Here is an 18,369-nt window from a genome sequence, read left to right on the forward strand (position 1 = left end):
TATGGCGACTGCGGCGGCGCCCGCGTGCCCGAGACGCGGCCCGTCGCGCCCGCCACGCCCCGCGCCCAGCGCCGCGTGAACGCGGAGCGCGCGGTCCGCCATCTCGGCCGGGCAGGGGTGCGCGCGAGCGTGCTGCGCATTCCCGGCATCTACGCGCCCGACCGCGAGGGCGGCACCCCCGAGGCCCGGCTGCGCCGCGGCACGCCCGCGCTCGCGCGCGAAGACGACGTGTACACCAACCACATCCATGCCGACGACCTCGCCCGCGCCTGCGTGGCGGCCCTCTGGCGCGGCCTGCCGCAGCGCATCTACCACGTGAGCGACGCGAGCGACCTGAAGATGGGCGACTACTTCGACCTCGCCGCCGACCTGTACGGCCTGCCGCGCCCACGCAGGATCACGCGCGCCCAGGCGCGGGAGGAACTCTCGCCGATGCTGCTGAGCTTCATGGGCGAATCGCGCCGGCTCGACGCCACGCGGCTCGCGAAGGAGTTGCGGGTGGCGTTGCGTTACCCGACCGTGGGCGAGGGGCTGCGCAGTACCTGATGGGCTTCGCGCAGCTTCAGCGCGGATAGATGTTCCCGTTGCCGTCGTAGCACCGGAACACGTTGCACTGCGTGCCTGGCGGCCTGGGCACCGGCACGGCCGGCTGCACGACCACGGGATGCCGCGGCACCACCACCACGGGAGGTACGTAGACGTCCTGCGTGCCGTACGTGGCCCCGCCCTGGCCGCGCGAGCGCTCCACCTGCGCATAGCCCGCGGGGCCCAGGCAGTCCAGCTCCATCTGGCGTTGCGCGGCCGACAGGCGGGCCTGCGCGTCGTAGCTGCCCTGGCCGGTTTCGGCCGCGGTGCGGTCGAGCTGGCGGCGCGACCGCGCGCACTCCGGCGAGCGCGACGGATCGGTGGACACCTCGCGTCCGGCGCGTGCGCGGGCCTCCTGGGCCTCGCGCTGCGCCTGCTGCTGCGCGGCGAGCGCGTCGGCCTGCTGGCGCTGGCGTTGCGCCTCCAGCGCGGCGCGCGCCTGCTCGCGTTCCTGGGCGATCTCCTCGGGCGTCTTGCGCCGCTCCACTTCGCGTGCCGACGTGCCACGGCCGCAGCTGCCGTCCGTGTAGGTCACCTGGCCGGTGGCGGGGTCGGTGCAGCGCAGCACCTGGGCCTGCGCGGCCACGCCCGACAGCCAGAGTGCCGCCGCCAGGCCGGCGCAGCCCAGGGCGCCGGTCCGCTTCCGGGGTGGATGAACGGTGGTCCGTGCGCGTGGATCGCTCATTGCATACGGCTTTCGCGACCGCTCACTGCCTCTGGAAGAGGCGATTCGGCGCTTCCTGGGGCGGCAGGCGGCCCTGCGACCGCATCTCGTCTCGCCAGCGCTGTTGCTCGCCCTGCCGGCGGGCCTCGTCCTGCAGGGTGCCGCTGAGCGACGGGCCGGGCACGCGGGCGCGGTCCCGGTCGCGTTCCCGCTGCCTTTCCCGTTCGCGCTCGCGATCACGTTCCTGGCGGCGGCCCGCCTCCCAGGCTTCGCGATCGCGGCGCTCGCGCCAGTTGTCGTCCCAGTGGTTCGGCCGCACGGCATAGCCCGGAGCCGGTACGACCACCGGATAACCGGGCCGGGGCACGACGTAGGTGGGCTGCTCGTACACCGTGACGGAACTGCCGTAGGCGCCGTACGGATAGGAAGGGCTGACGGGATAGCTGTTGCCGTAGACCGGCCCGGAGCCGTAGCCGTAGCCGTAGCCGTAGTTGCCGTAATACGGGTCGCCGGGCGCGGCGCAGCCCGCGGCCGTGGCGACCAGCAGCGTGGCGGCCAGGGTTCTGAAGAGGAGGGCAGGTGTGCGCATGGGGCTCTCTCGCGGCAGGGCGGCTCGGCGATGGATCGGACCGGTCCGCAATGGACGGCACCCGGGCCGGCAAACCGCCGGCCGGGCGAAGGATGACGCCAGTGTGACGCGCCAGACTGCATTTTGGTTGACCGGGCCGGCGCCGTCTGTCGGCGCGCACCGCGCCGCGGCCGTCTGCCCGGGCCTGCACCCGCGGCACTGCCGCAGGCAGGGCATGGCGCGCTTTCTCTCTCTCTACACCACGCCGGCTGCGCGCAGCCGGGCCACGGCGGCGGCATCCAGCCCTGCCTCCGCCAGCACCTCGTCGGTGTGCTGTCCCAGGGCCGGCGGCGCGTTGCGCAGCACGGGCGGCGTGGCCGACAGCCGCAGCGGGCTGGCCACGCCGCGCACGGTGGCGATGCCGTCCTCGCCCGCACTGCTGTCCGGGCGGCGCGGCAGTTCCACCGCCAGGCCGCGCGCGCGCACCTGCGGGTCGTCGAAGGCCTGGGCGATGCTGTTGATCGGGCCGCAGGGCACGGCCTTGTCCTCCAGCAGCGCCACCCACTGCGCGGTGGTGCGCGTGCGGGTCACGGTTTCCATGAGCGGCACCAGTTCGGCGCGGTGCTGCACGCGCAGCGTGTTGGTGGCGAACCGCGCGTCCGTGGCCCACTCCGGCCGGCCGATGGCCGCGCAAAAGCGTGCGAACTGGCCGTCGTTGCCGATGGCCAGCAGCATGGCGCCGTCGGCCGTGGGAAAGTCCTGGTAGGGCACGAGGCTCGGGTGGCTGTTGCCCTGGCGCCGTGGCGATTCACCGGTGGCCAGGAAGCCTGCCGCCTGGTTGTCCAGCACCGCCATGCCCACGTCCAGCAGCGCCATGTCGATGTGCTGGCCCTCGCCCGTGCGCTGGCGCACGTGCAGCGCCGCAAGGATGGCGTTGCTGGCGTAGAGGCCCGTGAACAGGTCGATCACCGCCACGCCGACGCGCAGCGGCCCGCCGCCGGGTTCGCCGTCGGCGCGGCCGGTGATGTCCATCAGGCCGGTCATGGCCTGCACCATCAGGTCGTAGCCGGCGCGCGGGGCATAGGGCCCGGTCTGCCCGAAGCCCGTCACCGAGCAGTAGATGAGCCGCGGGTTCAGCGCCCGCAGGCTTTCGTGGTCGAGGCCGTACTGCTTCAGCCCGCCCACCTTGAAGTTCTCCACCACCACGTCCGCCTCCATCGCCATGGCGCGCAGCAGCGCCTGGCCTTCCGGATGGGCCATGTCGATGGTGACGGAGCGCTTGTTGCGGTTGCAGGCCGTGAAGTACGCCGCCTGGGTCGTGTCCCGGCCCTCGGCGTCCTTCAGGAAGGGCGGTCCCCACTGGCGCGTGTCGTCGCCGGTGCCGGGGCGCTCCACCTTGACCACGTCCGCGCCCAGGTCCGCCAGCACTTGCGTGCACCACGGCCCGGCGAGCACGCGCGAGAGATCGAGCACCCGGATGCCGGCGAGCGCGCCCGCCCCCGGAGCGGATGCGGAAGCGGAGGGAGAAGAGGGGAGCGGGACCGAGTCCATGGCGCCTTCGATCAGTTTGCGAACGCGGCGATACCCGTCTGGGCGCGGCCCAGGATCAGCGCATGCACGTCGTGCGTGCCCTCGTAGGTGTTCACCACCTCCAGGTTCACCAGGTGGCGCGCCACGCCGAATTCGTCGCTGATGCCGTTGCCGCCCATCATGTCGCGCGCCATGCGGGCGATGTCCAGCGCCTTGCCGCAGCTGTTGCGCTTGATGATGGAGGTCGCCTCGACGGCGGCAGTGCCTTCGTCCTTCATGCGGCCCAGGCGCAGGCAGGCCTGCAGGCCGATGGCGATCTCGGTCTGCATGTCGGCGAGCTTCTTCTGGATGAGCTGGTTGGCGGCGAGCGGCCGGCCGAACTGCTTGCGGTCCAGCGTGTACTGGCGCGCCGTATGCCAGCAGAACTCGGCGGCACCCAGGGCGCCCCAGGCGATGCCGTAGCGCGCGCTGTTCAGGCAGGTGAACGGGCCCTTCAGGCCCTGCACCTCGGGGAAGGCGTTCTCTTCGGGCACGAACACGTCGTCCATCACGATCTCGCCGGTGATCGACGCGCGCAGGCCCACCTTGCCGTGGATGGCCGGCGCCGTGAGGCCCTGCATGCCCTTTTCCAGCACGAAGCCGCGGATCGGGCCCACGGCGCCGGCCTCGCTCACTTCCTTCGCCCAGACGACGAACACGTCGGCGATCGGGCTGTTGGTGATCCACATCTTGCTGCCCTTGAGCTTGTAGCCGCCGGCCGTCTTGTAGGCGCGGGTGGCCATGCTGCCGGGATCGGAGCCATGGTCGGGCTCGGTCAGGCCGAAGCAGCCGATCCACTCGCCGCTCGCGAGCTTGGGCAGGTACTTCTGCTTCTGCGCCTCGGTGCCGAATTCGAAGATCGGCACCATCACCAGCGAACTCTGCACGCTCGCCATCGAGCGGTAGCCGGAATCGACGCGCTCCACCTCGCGCGCGATCAGGCCGTAGGCCACGTAGTTCAGGCCCGGGCCGCCGTACTGCTCGGGGATGGTCGGGCCCAGCAGGCCCAGTTCGCCCATCTCGCGGAAGATGGCCGTGTCGGTCTTCTCGTGGCGGAACTGCTCCAGCACGCGGGTCGCGAGCCGGTCCTGGCAATAGGCCGCTGCGGCATCGCGCACCATGCGTTCGTCGTCGCTGAGTTGCTGGTCGAGAAGGAAGGGGTCTTCCCAGTGGAAGGCTGCGGGGCGGGCCATGGTGTCTCCTGACTGGATGCGGGGGAATGAATTGGCGGAATGGATGGTGCGTTTCATGCACGCATGGCACATCCTAGGCCCAAGGCTTCCCATCGGGCAAGCGAGGATGTCGCATCCAGAAATGAGGTTCTGGAATACCTGTGTAGCATCGCGCCATGCGCCGCACCCTGCCGTCCACCCAGGCCCTGGCCTGTTTCGAATCCGCCGCCCGCCACGAGAGCTACACCCGCGCGGCGCAGGAGCTGTTCCTCACGCAGAGCGCGGTGTCGCGCCAGATCATGGCGCTGGAGGAGTTCCTGGGCGTGGCGCTGTTCCGCCGCGCCCGCCACGGCGTGGCGCTCACGCCCGCGGGCACGCACTACGCCGCCCAGGTGGCGCGGTGGCTGGAGGGCCTGGAGCGCGACACGCTCGACGTGATGGCCCACCAGGGGCAGGGCGGCTCGATCCGCCTGGCGGCCGTGCCGACCTTCGCGACCCGCTGGCTGGTGCCGCGCCTGCCGCAACTGGCCGCCCGCCATCCCGACATCGTGGTACACATCGAGACCCAGGTGCGCCCCTTCCTGTTCGCCGATGCCGGCTTCGATGCCGCGCTCTACGCCGGCACGCCCGAGCAGGTGGCCAACTGGCCCGGCACCCAGGCACGCTGGCTGCTGCAGGAGGACGTGGCACCCGTCTGCAGCCCGGCCCTGCTGCCCGGGGGCCGGCCGCTGGCGCCCGAAGCCCTGGCCGCGCTGCCGCTGCTGCAGCAGACCACCCGGCCGCTGGCGTGGCGCCAGTGGTTTGAATCCATGGGCGTGCATGCGCCCCAGCATGCCCTCGACGGCCCGCGCTACGAACTGTTCTCGATGTCGGCCGTGGCCGCAGCGCACGGGCTGGGGGTGGCGCTGGTGCCGCTGATGCTGATCGAACCCGAACGGGCGCGCGGCGAACTCGTGCCGGCTTGTGATGTTGAGCCGCGGGGAGGGCGCGGCTACTACCTCGTCACCCCGGCGCAGCCCCAGCCGCCGGTCGTCGAGGCATTCGCCGCCTGGTTGCAGGACATGGCCGCGACTTGAGCGCTGCGGCACCGCGTCCGGTTGCGCTCGCCGTGGCCGCGGGCTAGGCTGTGCTGGCCTGTTGTCGAGCCCCCGCGCAGCCCGCGGTCCGGCCCGGCGGAGGCGTTCTTTGGCCTTTTCTGCTTTCTGCCATCGTCACAAGGAGTACCGGCATATGCAAAACAATACGAGCGGCATCTACCACACCCCCTATTTCGACCCGACGGTCGATGAGCTGGAGACCCTCAAGCAACTGGAGATGGGACGCGCCATCAGCGTGCCGGAGGCCCTGCGCCACCATCTGTCGGGCCGCCTCTACGAACGGGGCTACATCACCAAGAACGCCGGAGGCGATCTCGCCATCACCGACAGCGGCCGGGTGCTGATCCGCCGCCAGGACGCGTGACGCCATAACGCAGGCATGGCCGGCCGTGCGCCCGGCCGGCCCGCAGGTGGCCCCGTCCCATCGAAACCCTCCGACGGCGATACCGCCCTCGTCCTACACCACGGAATTCGTCCATTCCATACAGTCGTGGCTGTGCCTAGCAAGAGACGGGAATTGGTCCCCTCCTCGAGCCAGGTGCCCCGATCAAGCGAAACGGCCATGCCCTGGAACCGAGGGGCGAGCGGTCCGACAGCCTGGGGTGGCGAAGGATGTCCTTGCCACACGGCACCGGCCCGCACGGGACCGCCGGGCGCGGCTTTTGCCCCCGACATTCCCCTCATCCCCTCGGAACAGCTGGCCGGTGTTCCATTTCCTGTTGACGGACGAACATCATGAAAGAAACCCTCACCGTCGTGGCCGGCTTCGTACTCTTCTCCAGCCTGGGGATCGCCTACTTCGCCGCGTCGTACATGAGCGGGCTCTGATCGGGCCTTCCTATTCCACCGCGGCCCAGCCATCGGCGCCGCGGTTCTCAACTCCCCCGCCTCCCCACCATGCCCCGCCTCCACCGCGACCCCGCCGACAAAAGCGACCAGCCCGTGGAGCCGGACGTGCCCGGACAGCTGCCCGAGCCGGCGGACCAGCCGCCCCACTGACGAAGGAGTCCCCCATGCTTTCCCGCCCCCAAGCTTCCGGTACCGCGACAGAGCAGCAGGTCGAGGCCGCGGAAAAGCGGGTCGGCGAGGTGCTGGAGCAGCTCGAAGACGCCACCCAGGGCGAGGTGAGCAAGATCGCGCTGGAAGACGTGGTGGACACCAATCCGCGCACCGGCCGGCCCGAGGTGCAGAAGCAGGTGGACATCACGGTGCAGACCAAGCCTGAGCGGAAGTGGGTGCGCTGAGCCTCGGCCATAAAATCACCGGGTGGCATCGAAGTACACCAAAGAGCAGAAAGAAGGGCTGGCGCGCTTCATCGACACCATTGCAGCGTCGTCGTTCATCGGCGGTGTCGTCGGCTTGACCGGCCACAGCCCCTTGAGCATCTGGGAGGTGATGACCCTTTTCGCCACCTGTCCTATACTCCTGCTACTGTCCTGGAGACTGAGGAAGCCATCATGATCATCACTGCACTCATCGTTTTCGTGATTGCCGCTGCTGGCGTGACCTGGTACGTCACCAGCCATTGAGCGACGGGCAGGAACTGCAACAGAACCTGGGGGCACTTCGGTGCCCCTTGTCGTTTCTCCGGGGGCTGGGTCAGTCGTTGTTCTGACGTGGAGGCGGCGGACGTGGCAAGGGTGCGCGCCAGGCGCCGCGGGCACTGTCCGGTGGCAGCAGGGAAAGCGACGATGTGCCGGCTGCGATGGTGAGCGGCAAGCAGTCCGCGGCGCGAGGATCTGCTCGAACCATGGCGAGAAAGGCCATGGTGCCCGGGGCCGGAATCGAACCGGCACGCCTTGCGGCGGGGGATTTTGAGTCCCCTGCGTCTACCAATTTCACCACCCGGGCGACGCGAAGAAGGAAGCCGCGGATTATGGCACAGTAGGGGGCTATGGCTACCACCCCCTCCCCGACGTACCCCACCATCGAAGACGCGATCGGCCGCACGCCGCTGGTCGCCCTGCAGCGCATCGGCGCGCAGGAGAACGCCGAACGCGGCACGGTCGTGCTGGGCAAGCTGGAGGGCAACAACCCGGCCGGCTCCGTGAAGGACCGGCCCGCGCTGTCGATGATCCGGCGCGCGGAAGAGCGCGGGGAGATCAAGCCGGGCGACACGCTGATCGAGGCGACGTCGGGCAACACCGGCATCGCGCTGGCGATGGCGGCGGCGATCAAGGGCTACCGGATGGTGCTGGTGATGCCCGAGGACCTGTCGGTGGAGCGCGCGCAGACGATGAAGGCGTTCGGCGCGGAGCTGATCCTCACGCCCAAGAGCGGCGGCATGGAATACGCGCGCGATCTGGCCGAGACCATGGTGCGGCAGGGCAAGGGCGTGGTGCTCGATCAGTTCGCCAACCCGGACAACCCGCGCATCCACTACGAGACCACCGGCCCCGAGCTGTGGGATCAGACGGGCGGGCGCATCACGCACTTCGTGAGCGCGATGGGCACGACGGGCACGATCACGGGCGTGTCGCGCTTCCTGAAGGAGAAGAACCCCGCGATCCGGATCATCGGCGCGCAGCCGAAGGAAGGCTCGCGCATTCCGGGCATCCGCAAGTGGCCGCAGGAGTACCTGCCCAAGATCTACGATCCGCGCGCGGTGGACGAGACGATCAACGTCGGCCAGGACGATGCCGAGGACATGTGCCGCCGCCTGGCGCGCGAGGAGGGCATTTTCGCCGGCATTTCCGCGGCGGGTGCCTGCTGGGCCGCGCAGGAGATCGCCAGGCGCGAGCGCGATGCGACGATCGTGTTCGTGGTGTGCGACCGCGGCGACCGCTACCTCTCCACGGGCGTGTTCCCCGCCTGACGCGGGCCCGAAGTCCCGACACGCGCCAGGTCTCGCTCCATGAACGCCGAACCCCGCTTCTGCACGCAGTGCGCCACGCCGCTGGCCTGGGTGACGGCGCTGGAGGACGCCGGGGAGCGGCAGCGCCTGCGCTGCCCGGCCTGCGGCTGGACGCACTGGAACAATCCCACGCCGGTGCTGGCGGCGGTCGTCGAGCTGGACGGGCGCGTGCTGCTGGCGCGCAATGCCGCATGGGAGCACAAGGCCTTCGCGCTCATCACCGGCTTCATGGAGGCCGGCGAGACGCCGCGGGAGGGCATCGTGCGCGAGGTGAAGGAGGAAACCGACCTCGACGTGAGCGCGCTGTCGCTGATCGGCGTGTACGACTTCCAGCGCATGAACCAGGTCATCGTGGCCTACCATGCGGTGGCGCACGGCACGGTGCGGCTCTCGCCCGAGCTGGTCGACTATCGCCTGATCGCGCCGCGGGACCTGCGCTGCTGGCGCTCCGGCACGGGCCAGGCGCTGGCCGACTGGCTGCGCGGCCACGGCATCGAGCCCACTTTCATGGAATGGCCGGGCCAGCGCAGCGAGGCGCCGGCGACTGCACCTGCACCTGCACCTGCACCTGCACCTGCACCAGTCCCCCCGGTGGCAACGGATGCCGCCTCCAACCCGGCGGCAGGCGGGGCGCAGCCCGGGCCGCTCTAGAATTCCTTCTCTCTTCGCCAGGAAGCCGACGACGATGCACATCCACAAGGAAATCGACACCCGCGGGCTGAATTGCCCGCTGCCCATCCTGAAGGCCAAGAAGGCGCTCGCGTCGATGGCCAGCGGCGAGGTGCTGAAGGTGGTGTCCACCGACAACGGCTCGCTGCGCGACTTCCAGGCGTTCGCCAAGCAGACCGGCAACGAGCTGCTGGACCAGAGCACGGCGGGCGAGGAATACACGCACGTGCTGCGGCGGCGCTGAACGAACGTGCGCGTGCCGGCAGTGCTGGCACCCGAAAGGTCCACGCGACCGGCGAAGCGGCTCTGCGCAGCGGCGGCGCTGCAAGCAAAAAAGGCGCTCCCGGGAGCGCCTTTTTTGCAGGACCGCGCCAGTCGGGCCGCGGCTCAGATCTCCACGGTCTTGAGGTATTCGCGGAAGGCGGCGCCCACCTGGGGATGCTGCAGCGCGAGTTCCACCGTGGCCTCCAGGAAGCCTTCCTTGCTGCCGCAGTCGTAGCGCTTGCCTTCGTAGCGGAAGGCGTAGACGGCTTCGCGGGCCATGAGGCGCGCGATGGCGTCGGTGAGCTGGATCTCGCCGCCCACGCCCTGGGGCTGGTTGCGGATCTCGTCGAACACGCCGGGCGTGAGGATGTAGCGGCCGGCCACGCCCATGCGCGAGGGGGCTTCTTCGGGCGACGGCTTCTCGACGATGCGGTCGATGCGGATCAGCGGGCCGCCGGCCGGCTCGCCGGCCACGATGCCGTAGCGGCGCACCTGGTCCTGCGGCACTTCCTGCACGGCCAGCAGCGAGCGGCCCTGCTTGCGGAAGGCACCCGCCATCTGCGCCATCACGGGCTGGCCGCCTGGGGGGCCCACCATCAGGTCGTCGGCGAGCAGGACGGCGAAAGGCTCGCGGCCTACCAGCGGCTCGGCGCAGAGCACGGCGTGGCCCAAGCCCAGCGAGCGCGGCTGGCGCACGAAGGCGCAGTCCATGTCGCTCGGCGCAACCGAGCGCACGAGCTCCAGCAATTCCTTCTTGCCGGCGGCTTCCAGCTCGTTCTCGAGCTCGTAGGCGGTGTCGAAATGGTCCTCGATGGCGCGCTTGCTGCGGCCGGTGACGAAGATCATGTGGCGGATTCCGGCCGAGTAGGCCTCTTCGACGGCGTACTGGATCAGCGGCTTGTCGACCACGGGCAGCATCTCCTTGGGGGATGCCTTGGTGGCGGGCAGGAAGCGGGTGCCCAGGCCGGCCACGGGGAAGACGGCCTTGCGGATCGCGGAGTTGTCGCTCATGGAGATGATTCCTCGTATCGAATGGGGGGCGATTATCGGAGCAGGATGGGGACGCCGCCGTAGGCCTTCAACGCAACCTGAACCTCGTTACACCAGGAAACCTCTGCATACCCCACGGCTTGCGCCCGCGGCAATCGGCAGAGGTCCCTGAATCGTCAGCCGAGCCGCGCCAGCTGGTCCTTCAGGCGTGCGAGCGTGGCGCCGAAATCCGCCACGCGCTTCTGTTCCTGCTCGATCACGGCGGGCGGCGCCTTGGCCACGAATGCCTCGTTGCCGAGCTTGGCGCGCGCCTTGGCGATCTCGCCCTCGATGCGGCCGGCCTCCTTGGCGAGGCGGGCCTTCTCTGCGGCCACGTCGATCTCCATGTGCAGGCACAGGCGCGCGTCGCCCACCACGGCCACGGGCGCGGCCTGCGCGGCGGCGGCCCAGGCGGCCTCGTCGTCGAACACCTTCACTTCGCTGAGCTTGGCCAGGGCCTGCAGGGCCGGTGCGGCCGCGCGCAGGAACTCCGCATCGCCCACCGCGTAGAGCGGCAGGCGCGTGGCCGGCGAGACGTTCATCTCGCCGCGCAGCGTGCGGCAGGCATCGACCACGGCCTTGAGCCGGACCACGTGGGCGATGGCGGCTTCGTCGATGCGCTCGGGCTGGGCCTGCGGGTAGGCGGCGATGCTCACCGAGGCGCCGGCGCGGCCGGCCACCGGGGCGACCTTCTGCCAGAGCTCTTCGGTGATGAACGGGATCAGCGGATGCGCGAGGCGCAGGATGGTCTCCAGCGTGCGGATCAGCGTGCGGCGCGTGGCGCGCTGCTGGGCCTCGCCGCCGGTCTGGATCTGCACCTTGGCGATCTCCAGGTACCAGTCGCAGAACTCGTTCCAGACGAATTCATAGATGGCTTGGGCGACGTGGTCGAGGCGGAATTCCTCGAATCCCTTGGCGACTTCGGCCTCGACCTGCTGCAGGGCCGAGACGATCCAGCGGTCGGGCTGGCTGAAGGCGAGGTAGCCGCCGTCGCAGTCGGCCTGCGTGTGGTCGGAGAGGCCGCAATCGTGGCCTTCGCAGTTCATCAGCACGAAGCGGCTGGCGTTCCAGAGCTTGTTGCAGAAGTTGCGGTAGCCCTCGCAGCGCTTGCTGTCGAAGTTGATGCTGCGGCCCAGGCTGGCGAGCGCGGCGAAGGTGAAGCGCAACGCGTCGGCGCCGTAGGCGGGAATGCCCTCGGGGAATTCTTTTTGCGTGTTCTTGCGCACCTGGGGCGCGGTCTCGGGGCGGCGCAGGCCGGTGGAGCGTTTGTCGAGCAGCGGCTCGAGCGCGATGCCGTCGATCAGGTCCACCGGGTCGAGCACGTTGCCTTCCGACTTGCTCATCTTCTTGCCCTGCGCATCGCGCACCAGGCCGTGGATGTACACGTGCCTGAACGGCACGCGGCCCGTGAAGTGCGTGCTCATCATGATCATCCGGGCGACCCAGAAGAAGATGATGTCGTAGCCCGTGACCAGCACGGAGGAGGGCAGGTAGAGGTCGTAGTCCTTCGTGGCGGACGCATCCTGAAGCGCCTCGGGCCAGCCGAGCGACGAGAACGGCACCAGGGCGGAGGAATACCAGGTGTCGAGGACGTCGGCATCGCGGGTGAGCTTCGCGCCCGCGCCGGCCTGGGCCTGCGCTTCGGCCTCGTTGCGGGCGACATACACGTTGCCGGCCTCGTCGTACCACGCCGGGATCTGGTGGCCCCACCAGAGCTGGCGGCTGATGCACCAGTCCTGGATGTTGTTCATCCACTGGTTGTAGGTGTTGACCCAGTTCTCGGGCACGAACTGCACTTCGCCGGAGGCGACGGCGTCGATGGCCTTCTGCGCGATGCTCTTGCCCGTCGGGTCCTGCTCGCTCACCTTCGTCATCGCCACGAACCATTGGTCGGTCAGCATGGGTTCCACGACCTGGCCGGTGCGGGTGCAGATGGGGACCATGAGCTTGTGCTTCTTGGTCTCGACCAGCGCGCCGGCGGCTTCCAGGTCGGCCACGATGGCCTTGCGGGCCACGAAGCGGTCCATGCCGCGGTACTTCTCGGGCGCGTTCTCGCTGACGGTGGCCTGCAGGGTGAGCACCACGATCATCGGCAGGTTGTGGCGCTGGCCCACCTGGTAGTCGTTGGGGTCGTGCGCGGGCGTGACCTTGACCACGCCGGTGCCGAATTCCTTGTCCACGTAGGCATCCGCGATGATCGGGATCTCGCGGCCCACCAGGGGCAGGGTCACGGTCTTGCCGACGAGGTGCGCATAGCGCTCGTCCTCGGGATGCACCATGACGGCCACGTCGCCGAGCATGGTCTCGGGCCGGGTGGTGGCCACGGTGAGGCTGCCGCTGCCGTCGGTGAGCGGGTAGGCGATGTGCCAGAGCGAGCCGTCCTTCTCCTCGTTCTCGACCTCCAGGTCGGACACGGCGGACTGCAGCACCGGGTCCCAGTTCACGAGGCGCTTGCCCCGGTAGATGAGGCCCTGCTGGTAGAGGCGCACGAAGGTGTCGGTGACCACCTTGGAGAGCTTGTCGTCCATGGTGAAGTATTCACGGCTCCAGTCCACGCTGTCGCCCAGGCGGCGCATCTGCGTGGTGATGGTGTTGCCGCTCTTTTCCTTCCACTCCCAGACCTTCTTCACGAAGTTCTCGCGGCCGAGGTCGTGGCGGCTCGCGCCCTGGTCCTGCAGCTGGCGCTCCACCACGATCTGGGTGGCGATGCCGGCGTGGTCGGTGCCGGGCACCCACAGCGTGTTGTAGCCGCGCATGCGGTGGTAGCGCGTGAGGCTGTCCATGATCGTCTGGTTGAACGCATGGCCCATGTGCAGCGTGCCGGTCACGTTCGGCGGCGGCAGCTGGATGGAGAAATTCTCGTGGCGCGCCGCGGCGCCGGCATCGGGCGCGGAGGTGCCGCGGTAGCCGGCCACGCCGTAGCCCCGGCGCTCCCACTCGGGGCCCCAGTGGGCTTCCAGGGCGGAGGGTTCGAAGGACTTGGAGAGGCTTTCAAGGCCGGGCTGTTGCAGGGGCGAACTCATGGCGTGGGCAGGGGAGGGGGACCGCGCCGCGCTGTTGGGGCGCCGTCCTGTGACGGTTGGGACTCGAGCCCGGGATTCTACGGGCCCGTGGCGCACTGCCCGCAACCCTGCGTTCCGGGGGAAACGTGCGGCGCCGTGGTGTTGCGGCCTGTGTTCTTTGTTACGTGCATGCGGTGGACTTCGCCCGGCACGCTGCGAATAATGCGCCGCTTCGCATCCTGCGGCATCCGGAGGGAGCCGCGGGCCGTCAAAACCATTCCAAACAACGGCGCCCATGACGAACGCATCGACCCCGTCGACCCCGTCGACCCCGTCGACCCCATCGCACGCATCCGCATTCCGCAAAGGCCTGGCCAAGGTGGCCATGCTCGCGTTGCTCTCCCTTTTCCTGGTTCCGGCCCTGACCCTGCTCTTCGTGCACCACGTGCAGGACGCCGAGGACGCGCGCTTCCTGGCGGGCATCGAGCGGCGCATCGACGCCGAAGCCTCGATGCCGGCGGACGAGAAGGCCGCGCAGAAGGAATTTTTCCGCAACCACCCGCCGTCGGGCGCCTGCCACGATGCGCACCCCCGCGTCGCCGAAGTGCGCGAGCGCCTGTGCAGCCCGTATTCGTCGGCCTGGCAGTTCGACATGGCCCGGCGGGTTTCCCTGGCCGTGCTGCTGGCCGGCGGCGTGCTGCTGCTGGTGGTGCTGGCGCTCGGCGCGCTGGCCTTCGCCAACCGGCCGCTGCAGTACGCGAGCTTCATGGCGGGCTGGCGGATCACCACCTGGGCGAGCGCGCTGTCGCTGGTCGTGCAGGGCGCGCTGCTGACCTGGCTGGCGTTCTGGGTGCCGGCGTTCTTCGTCCACAAGTATTCGCCCAAGCTCATCATCCTGATCGGGCTGGGCGTGGCCGGTGCGGTGTGGATGGCGGTGTCGGCGATCTTCCGCAAGGTGCCGCGGGACAACGAGGTCACCGGCGAGACCCTGTCGGAAGCCGACGCGCCGCAGCTCTGGAACCGCGTGCGGGCACTGGCCGCGCGCCTGGGCACCGAGCCGCCGCGCCACATCGTGGCCGGCATCGACGCGAACTTCTTCGTGACGGAGTCGCCGCTCACGGTGCAGGGGCGCGAGCTGACGGGCCGCACGCTGTTCGTCAGCATCCCGCTGCTGCGCGTGCTCGACCAGCAGGAGGCCGATGCCGTGCTCGGGCATGAACTCGCCCACCTGCGCGGCGGGGACACGCAGAGCAGCGCCCGGCTGGGCCCGAAGCTCGTGCAGTTCGACCATTACCTGCACGCGGTGCGCGAAGCGGGCCTCTCGGCGCTGGCGTCGCCGCTGCTCACGCTCTACCGCACGATCTTCGAGGTGGCGCTGGCGCGCGAGAGCCGGGAGCGCGAATTCCTGGCCGACCGCACGGCGGCCGAGATCGCATCGCCGCAGGGCATCGCCCGTTCGCTCGTGAAGATCGCGGCCTATGCGCAGTACCGCCACCGCATCGAGGAAGACCTGTTCGGCCGCGACCAGCGCCAGACGGGCACGCTGGGCATCGCGGGCTTCATCGCGCAGGGCCTGGGGCGCTACGCGGGCTCGCCGGATTTCGCGGCGGCGATGCAGTCGGGGAACGTGCCGCATCCGTTCGATTCGCACCCGCCGATGCGCGAGCGCATCGAGCGCGTCGGCATCACGCTGGCGGAGCGCGACTACGGCGCCGTCGTGCAGCAGGCGCCCGCGTCCACCTGGGTGCAGGAGATTCCCGTGGCGGAGGCGATCGAGCAGCGGCTCTGGGCGGCCTACGAATCGGACTTCGCCGAGAACCACGAACGCAGCCTGGCCTACCGGTACGAGCCCGCCGACGCGCAGGAACGTGCGCTGGTGCTGCAGTACTTCCCCGACCAGGTGTTCGAGGTGAAGGGCGGCGAGACGGTGACCATCGGCATCGACGGCATCGGTGCCACGCGGGACGGCGTGCACGTGGACTGGGATGCGGTGAAGGCCCTGCAGTTCAACGAGAGCGCCTTCGCCGACGCGCTCGTCGTGACGCATCCGGAAAAGGCCCTGCTGCGCCACCGCACCACGAAGATCCCGCTCAAGGGCATGGGCAAGGACAAGGACCGCTTCAAGGCCGTGGTGAATGCCTACTGGCAGCGCCACCAGGTGATGCGGGCGCAGCAGGCCGGGGCTGCCGGCACGGCCCCGGCGGCGGCCTGACGGGCGGGCCCTGCAGCGGCGGCCACGGGCGCGAAGCGCGTCCGCCCCGCCGCCGCCCGGCCGGCCGGGGTCAGGCCTGGGTGCCGGGCACGTATTCGGGCCGGTCGTTGGACTGCGGCTTGAGCGGGGCGGCGGCCTGGCCCGCGGCGCGCTCGCGGCGCCACTGCTCCTTGCGGGCCGTCCATTCGGCGAGGCGCTGGTGGGCGACCTGGCTGTCCTTCGCCATGTGCTCCTCGTCCGCGAGCTGCGCGGCGAGTTCGAGCCGGATGCCGTTGGGATCGAAGAAGTAGATGCTCTTGAAGATGTGGTGGTCGGTGACGCCCAGCACCTCGATGCCGTGCGCCTCCAACCGGGCCTTGGTGTTGGCCAGTTCTTCCACCGTGTTCACGCGGAAGGCGATGTGGTTCACCCAGGCCGGCGTGTTCGGCGAGGGCTCGGATTTCACGTCGTCGCCCAGGTCGAAGAAGGCGATGAACGAGCCGTCCTGCAGCCGGAAGAAGAAGTGCGTGTAGGGGCAGTACTCGCCCGTGCTGGGCACGTAGTCGCTCTGGATGATGTGGTAGAGCGGCAGGCCCAGGATGTCTTCGTAGAAGTGCCGCGTTTCCTCGGCGTCGCGCGCGCGGTAGGCGTAGTGGTGCAGCTGCTGCACCGCGGCGGGCGCGGGCAGGGTGGCCAGGTCGGGGCGGGGCAGTGCGCTCATGGGTGTCTCCTTCGGATGGTGGCTGGAATTGTACTATCCGTAATCAATTTCATATAAAGCAATTTACTCCGTTCCCCTGCCGGCCGTATAGTCATGGACCGGCCACTGGATGCGGCCGCACCGTCCCAGCCATTCACCGAGGCATTTCCGCCGATGCGCCTGTAAGCCCCCTTCCGTCCGTCCCGCCTTTTCTGCTGCGACGTTTCTCGCAGCAGCACGGCGGCCGATCCCGATGGCATGGAGTGGCCTCATGGCGACAGTCGACGCGGACCGCCGTCCGCCGGGCAGCGCATCGCGCGCTGCCGTTTCCCTTTCTTCCCCATCCATTTCCCCCGCTCCGCTGCACGCAGGTGCGCGGGACGGCGTGCTGCAACTGCGGCAGGTGCAGTGGTGCCCCCCCGGCGGCGAGCCGCTCTGGATCGAGCCGCCCACGCTGGCCGTGCCGCGCGGCATCACGGGCCTCGTCGGTGACAACGGCACGGGCAAGAGCGTGCTGCTGGCGATCGCGGCCGGTGTGCTGCAGCCGTCGTCGGGCAGCGTGGTGCGGGCAGGGACGCTGCATGCCGTGGGCCAGCACCCGGCGGGTGCGACGGTCGCTGCGCTGGCAGGCGTCGAGCCCGTGCTGCATGCGCTGCAGCGGCTGGAGCGCGGCCGCGGCGGTGCCGACGACCTGCTGTGCGCCGATGGCCGCTGGGACTGGCCGGCCCGCTGGCGGCGGGCGCTCGGCGATGCCGGGCTCGGCCACTTGGCGGACGGCGCCGATGCCGCCCGCCTGAGCGGTGGCGAGCGCGCCCGCGTGGCGCTGGCGGGGGCTTTTTTGTCCGATGCCGACGTGCTGCTGCTCGACGAGCCCACGAACCATCTGGATGGACCCGCGCGGCGCTGGCTGGAGGACGCCCTGCGGGGCTGGCGCGGCGCCGCGCTGGTGGCGAGCCACGACCGTGCGCTGCTGGAGGGAGCCGACCGCATCGCCGAGCTGTCGCCGCGCGGACTGCGGCTGTCTGGCGGCGGCTGGAGTGCCTATGCGGCGCAGAAGGCCGACGACACCCGGGCCGCGCAGGAAGCGCTGCGGCAGGCGCGCGTGCAGCGCGATGGCGCGCTGCGGGAGCTGCGGCGGCAGGATGAGGCCCAGGCCCGGCGCAGTGCCCGCGGCACCGCGGCCCGCCGCGCAGCGAACCAGTCGCCGCTGGTGCTGGACCGCATGAAGGACCAGGCCGAGGCGCATGCGGGGCGCAGCGGCGTGCAGCGCCAGCAGGCGCGCGAGCGGCTGGAGGGCGCCGTGCGCGAGGCCTTCGAGCGGGCGGGGCCGGACGCCGTCCTGGCGCTGCCCCTGCCGGCCAGCGCGGTTCCGGCCGGCAAGCCGGTGCTGCGGCTGGAGGGCGCGGTGCCGCCGTTCGGCGCCCGGGCGCCGCTGGACGGCGTATGGAGCGGCCCGGTGCGCATCGCCGTGGGCGGCCCGAACGGCTGCGGCAAGAGCACGCTGCTGCGCCTGCTGGCGGGGGACCTGAAGCCTGCCCAGGGGCGCGTGCAGTGCGCGGTGCGCACGGCCTGGCTCGGCCAGGAGGCGGGAGCGCTGCTGCCGCCGGACCGGAGCGTGCTGCAAGCGCTGTCGCAGGCCGGGTCACCGCTGCCCGTGCACGAACAGCGCACGCGCCTGGCGCAGCTCGGGCTGGATGCGGAGCGCGTGCAGCGCCCGGCCCGGGCCTTGAGCGGTGGCGAGCGCGTGCGCGCGGCGCTGGCCTGCGCGCTCTGGGGCGGTGCGCCCGCGCAGTTGCTGCTGCTGGACGAACCCGCCAACCACCTCGATGCCCGAGCGGTGCGGGTGCTGGAGGAGGCACTCGCTGCTTTCACCGGCGCGATGGTGGTGGTGTCGCACGACCGGCATTTCCTGCGGGCGCTCGCGCCGCAGGTGGCGTGGACGTGGGAAGGCGATCGGTGGAACCTGGACGGCGACCTCGATCGCCTGCTGGGGCTGGAACGCTGA

General features: G+C 70.3%; 16 protein-coding genes, 1 tRNA gene and 1 pseudogene. 10 read left to right on the top strand and 8 right to left on the bottom strand.

What is annotated here, in order from left to right:
* Nucleotides 1-546: pseudogene (locus tag Q9R47_RS23185) on the top strand (SDR family NAD(P)-dependent oxidoreductase); the annotation flags it as partial.
* Nucleotides 547-562: 16 nt separating this feature from the next.
* On the opposite strand, the gene Q9R47_RS23190 reads toward Q9R47_RS23185, so the two are convergent.
* From Q9R47_RS23190 to Q9R47_RS23205, 4 genes are all read right to left on the bottom strand, one after another.
* Entirely contained in the window at nucleotides 563-1,270 is a 708-nt protein-coding gene (locus Q9R47_RS23190; RefSeq protein WP_311235476.1) for a DUF4124 domain-containing protein, read from the bottom strand.
* A gap of 22 nt (nucleotides 1,271-1,292) precedes the next feature.
* Nucleotides 1,293-1,838 (bottom strand): hypothetical protein, encoded by a 546-nt coding sequence (locus Q9R47_RS23195; RefSeq protein WP_311235477.1) that lies wholly within the window; start codon nucleotides 1,836-1,838, stop codon nucleotides 1,293-1,295.
* 234 nt (nucleotides 1,839-2,072) lie between these two features.
* Nucleotides 2,073-3,368 (bottom strand): CaiB/BaiF CoA-transferase family protein, encoded by a 1,296-nt coding sequence (locus Q9R47_RS23200; RefSeq protein ID WP_311235478.1) that lies wholly within the window; start codon nucleotides 3,366-3,368, stop codon nucleotides 2,073-2,075.
* Between the two features lie 11 nt (nucleotides 3,369-3,379).
* Nucleotides 3,380-4,579, bottom strand: a complete 1,200-nt coding sequence (locus Q9R47_RS23205) for an acyl-CoA dehydrogenase (RefSeq protein ID WP_311235479.1) — start codon at nucleotides 4,577-4,579, stop codon at nucleotides 3,380-3,382.
* A gap of 155 nt (nucleotides 4,580-4,734) precedes the next feature.
* Between Q9R47_RS23205 and Q9R47_RS23210 the strand changes: the two genes are divergently transcribed.
* The 4 genes from Q9R47_RS23210 to Q9R47_RS23225 all read left to right on the top strand — a co-directional run bounded on the left by Q9R47_RS23210 (nucleotide 4,735) and on the right by Q9R47_RS23225 (nucleotide 7,116).
* The gene (locus tag Q9R47_RS23210) at nucleotides 4,735-5,634 is read left to right on the top strand and encodes a LysR substrate-binding domain-containing protein (RefSeq protein WP_311235480.1); all 900 of its coding nucleotides are present in this window, start codon (nucleotides 4,735-4,737) and stop codon (nucleotides 5,632-5,634) included.
* 154 nt (nucleotides 5,635-5,788) lie between these two features.
* Nucleotides 5,789-6,019, top strand: coding sequence for a hypothetical protein (locus Q9R47_RS23215; RefSeq protein WP_311235481.1), 231 nt, complete (start codon nucleotides 5,789-5,791; stop codon nucleotides 6,017-6,019).
* Nucleotides 6,020-6,668: 649 nt separating this feature from the next.
* Nucleotides 6,669-6,899, top strand: a complete 231-nt coding sequence (locus Q9R47_RS23220; RefSeq protein WP_311235482.1) for a hypothetical protein — start codon at nucleotides 6,669-6,671, stop codon at nucleotides 6,897-6,899.
* Between the two features lie 22 nt (nucleotides 6,900-6,921).
* Nucleotides 6,922-7,116: a hypothetical protein gene (locus tag Q9R47_RS23225; protein WP_311235483.1), complete on the top strand. Its 195-nt coding sequence runs from the start codon at nucleotides 6,922-6,924 to the stop codon at nucleotides 7,114-7,116.
* A gap of 305 nt (nucleotides 7,117-7,421) precedes the next feature.
* Here Q9R47_RS23225 and Q9R47_RS23230 read toward each other — a convergent pair.
* Nucleotides 7,422-7,506: transfer RNA gene (locus Q9R47_RS23230), tRNA-Leu, on the bottom strand.
* A gap of 43 nt (nucleotides 7,507-7,549) precedes the next feature.
* Here Q9R47_RS23230 and cysM point away from each other — a divergent pair.
* From cysM to Q9R47_RS23245, 3 genes are read left to right on the top strand one after another with little or no spacing between them, the layout of a single operon-like run.
* The gene (cysM, locus tag Q9R47_RS23235) at nucleotides 7,550-8,470 is read left to right on the top strand and encodes a cysteine synthase CysM (protein ID WP_311235484.1); all 921 of its coding nucleotides are present in this window, start codon (nucleotides 7,550-7,552) and stop codon (nucleotides 8,468-8,470) included.
* Nucleotides 8,471-8,509: 39 nt separating this feature from the next.
* Nucleotides 8,510-9,160 carry an NUDIX hydrolase gene (locus tag Q9R47_RS23240; protein WP_311235485.1) on the top strand — a complete coding sequence of 217 codons (651 nt, stop codon included), beginning with the start codon at nucleotides 8,510-8,512 and terminating at the stop codon, nucleotides 9,158-9,160.
* Between the two features lie 34 nt (nucleotides 9,161-9,194).
* The gene (locus Q9R47_RS23245; protein ID WP_011795115.1) at nucleotides 9,195-9,422 is read left to right on the top strand and encodes a sulfurtransferase TusA family protein; all 228 of its coding nucleotides are present in this window, start codon (nucleotides 9,195-9,197) and stop codon (nucleotides 9,420-9,422) included.
* A 143-nt stretch (nucleotides 9,423-9,565) separates the two neighbouring features.
* Here the strand turns inward: Q9R47_RS23245 and galU are convergent, their stop codons facing one another.
* Nucleotides 9,566-10,453, bottom strand: coding sequence for a UTP--glucose-1-phosphate uridylyltransferase GalU (galU, locus tag Q9R47_RS23250; protein ID WP_311235486.1), 888 nt, complete (start codon nucleotides 10,451-10,453; stop codon nucleotides 9,566-9,568).
* Between the two features lie 155 nt (nucleotides 10,454-10,608).
* A complete protein-coding gene (locus Q9R47_RS23255; protein WP_311235487.1) occupies nucleotides 10,609-13,494 on the bottom strand; it encodes a valine--tRNA ligase in 2,886 nt (961 codons plus the stop codon).
* A gap of 274 nt (nucleotides 13,495-13,768) precedes the next feature.
* Between Q9R47_RS23255 and Q9R47_RS23260 the strand changes: the two genes are divergently transcribed.
* Nucleotides 13,769-15,685: a M48 family metallopeptidase gene (locus Q9R47_RS23260; RefSeq protein WP_311235488.1), complete on the top strand. Its 1,917-nt coding sequence runs from the start codon at nucleotides 13,769-13,771 to the stop codon at nucleotides 15,683-15,685.
* Nucleotides 15,686-15,755: 70 nt separating this feature from the next.
* Here the strand turns inward: Q9R47_RS23260 and Q9R47_RS23265 are convergent, their stop codons facing one another.
* Nucleotides 15,756-16,385, bottom strand: a complete 630-nt coding sequence (locus Q9R47_RS23265; protein ID WP_311235489.1) for a VOC family protein — start codon at nucleotides 16,383-16,385, stop codon at nucleotides 15,756-15,758.
* A gap of 250 nt (nucleotides 16,386-16,635) precedes the next feature.
* On the opposite strand from Q9R47_RS23265, the gene Q9R47_RS23270 reads away from it, so the two are divergent.
* Complete coding sequence (locus Q9R47_RS23270; RefSeq protein WP_311235490.1) at nucleotides 16,636-18,369, top strand: ABC-F family ATP-binding cassette domain-containing protein; 1,734 nt, start codon at nucleotides 16,636-16,638, stop codon at nucleotides 18,367-18,369.

Source organism: Acidovorax sp. PRC11 (assembly GCF_031844105.1).
In the GTDB taxonomy this organism is placed as follows: Bacteria; Pseudomonadota; Gammaproteobacteria; order Burkholderiales; family Burkholderiaceae_C; genus Paracidovorax.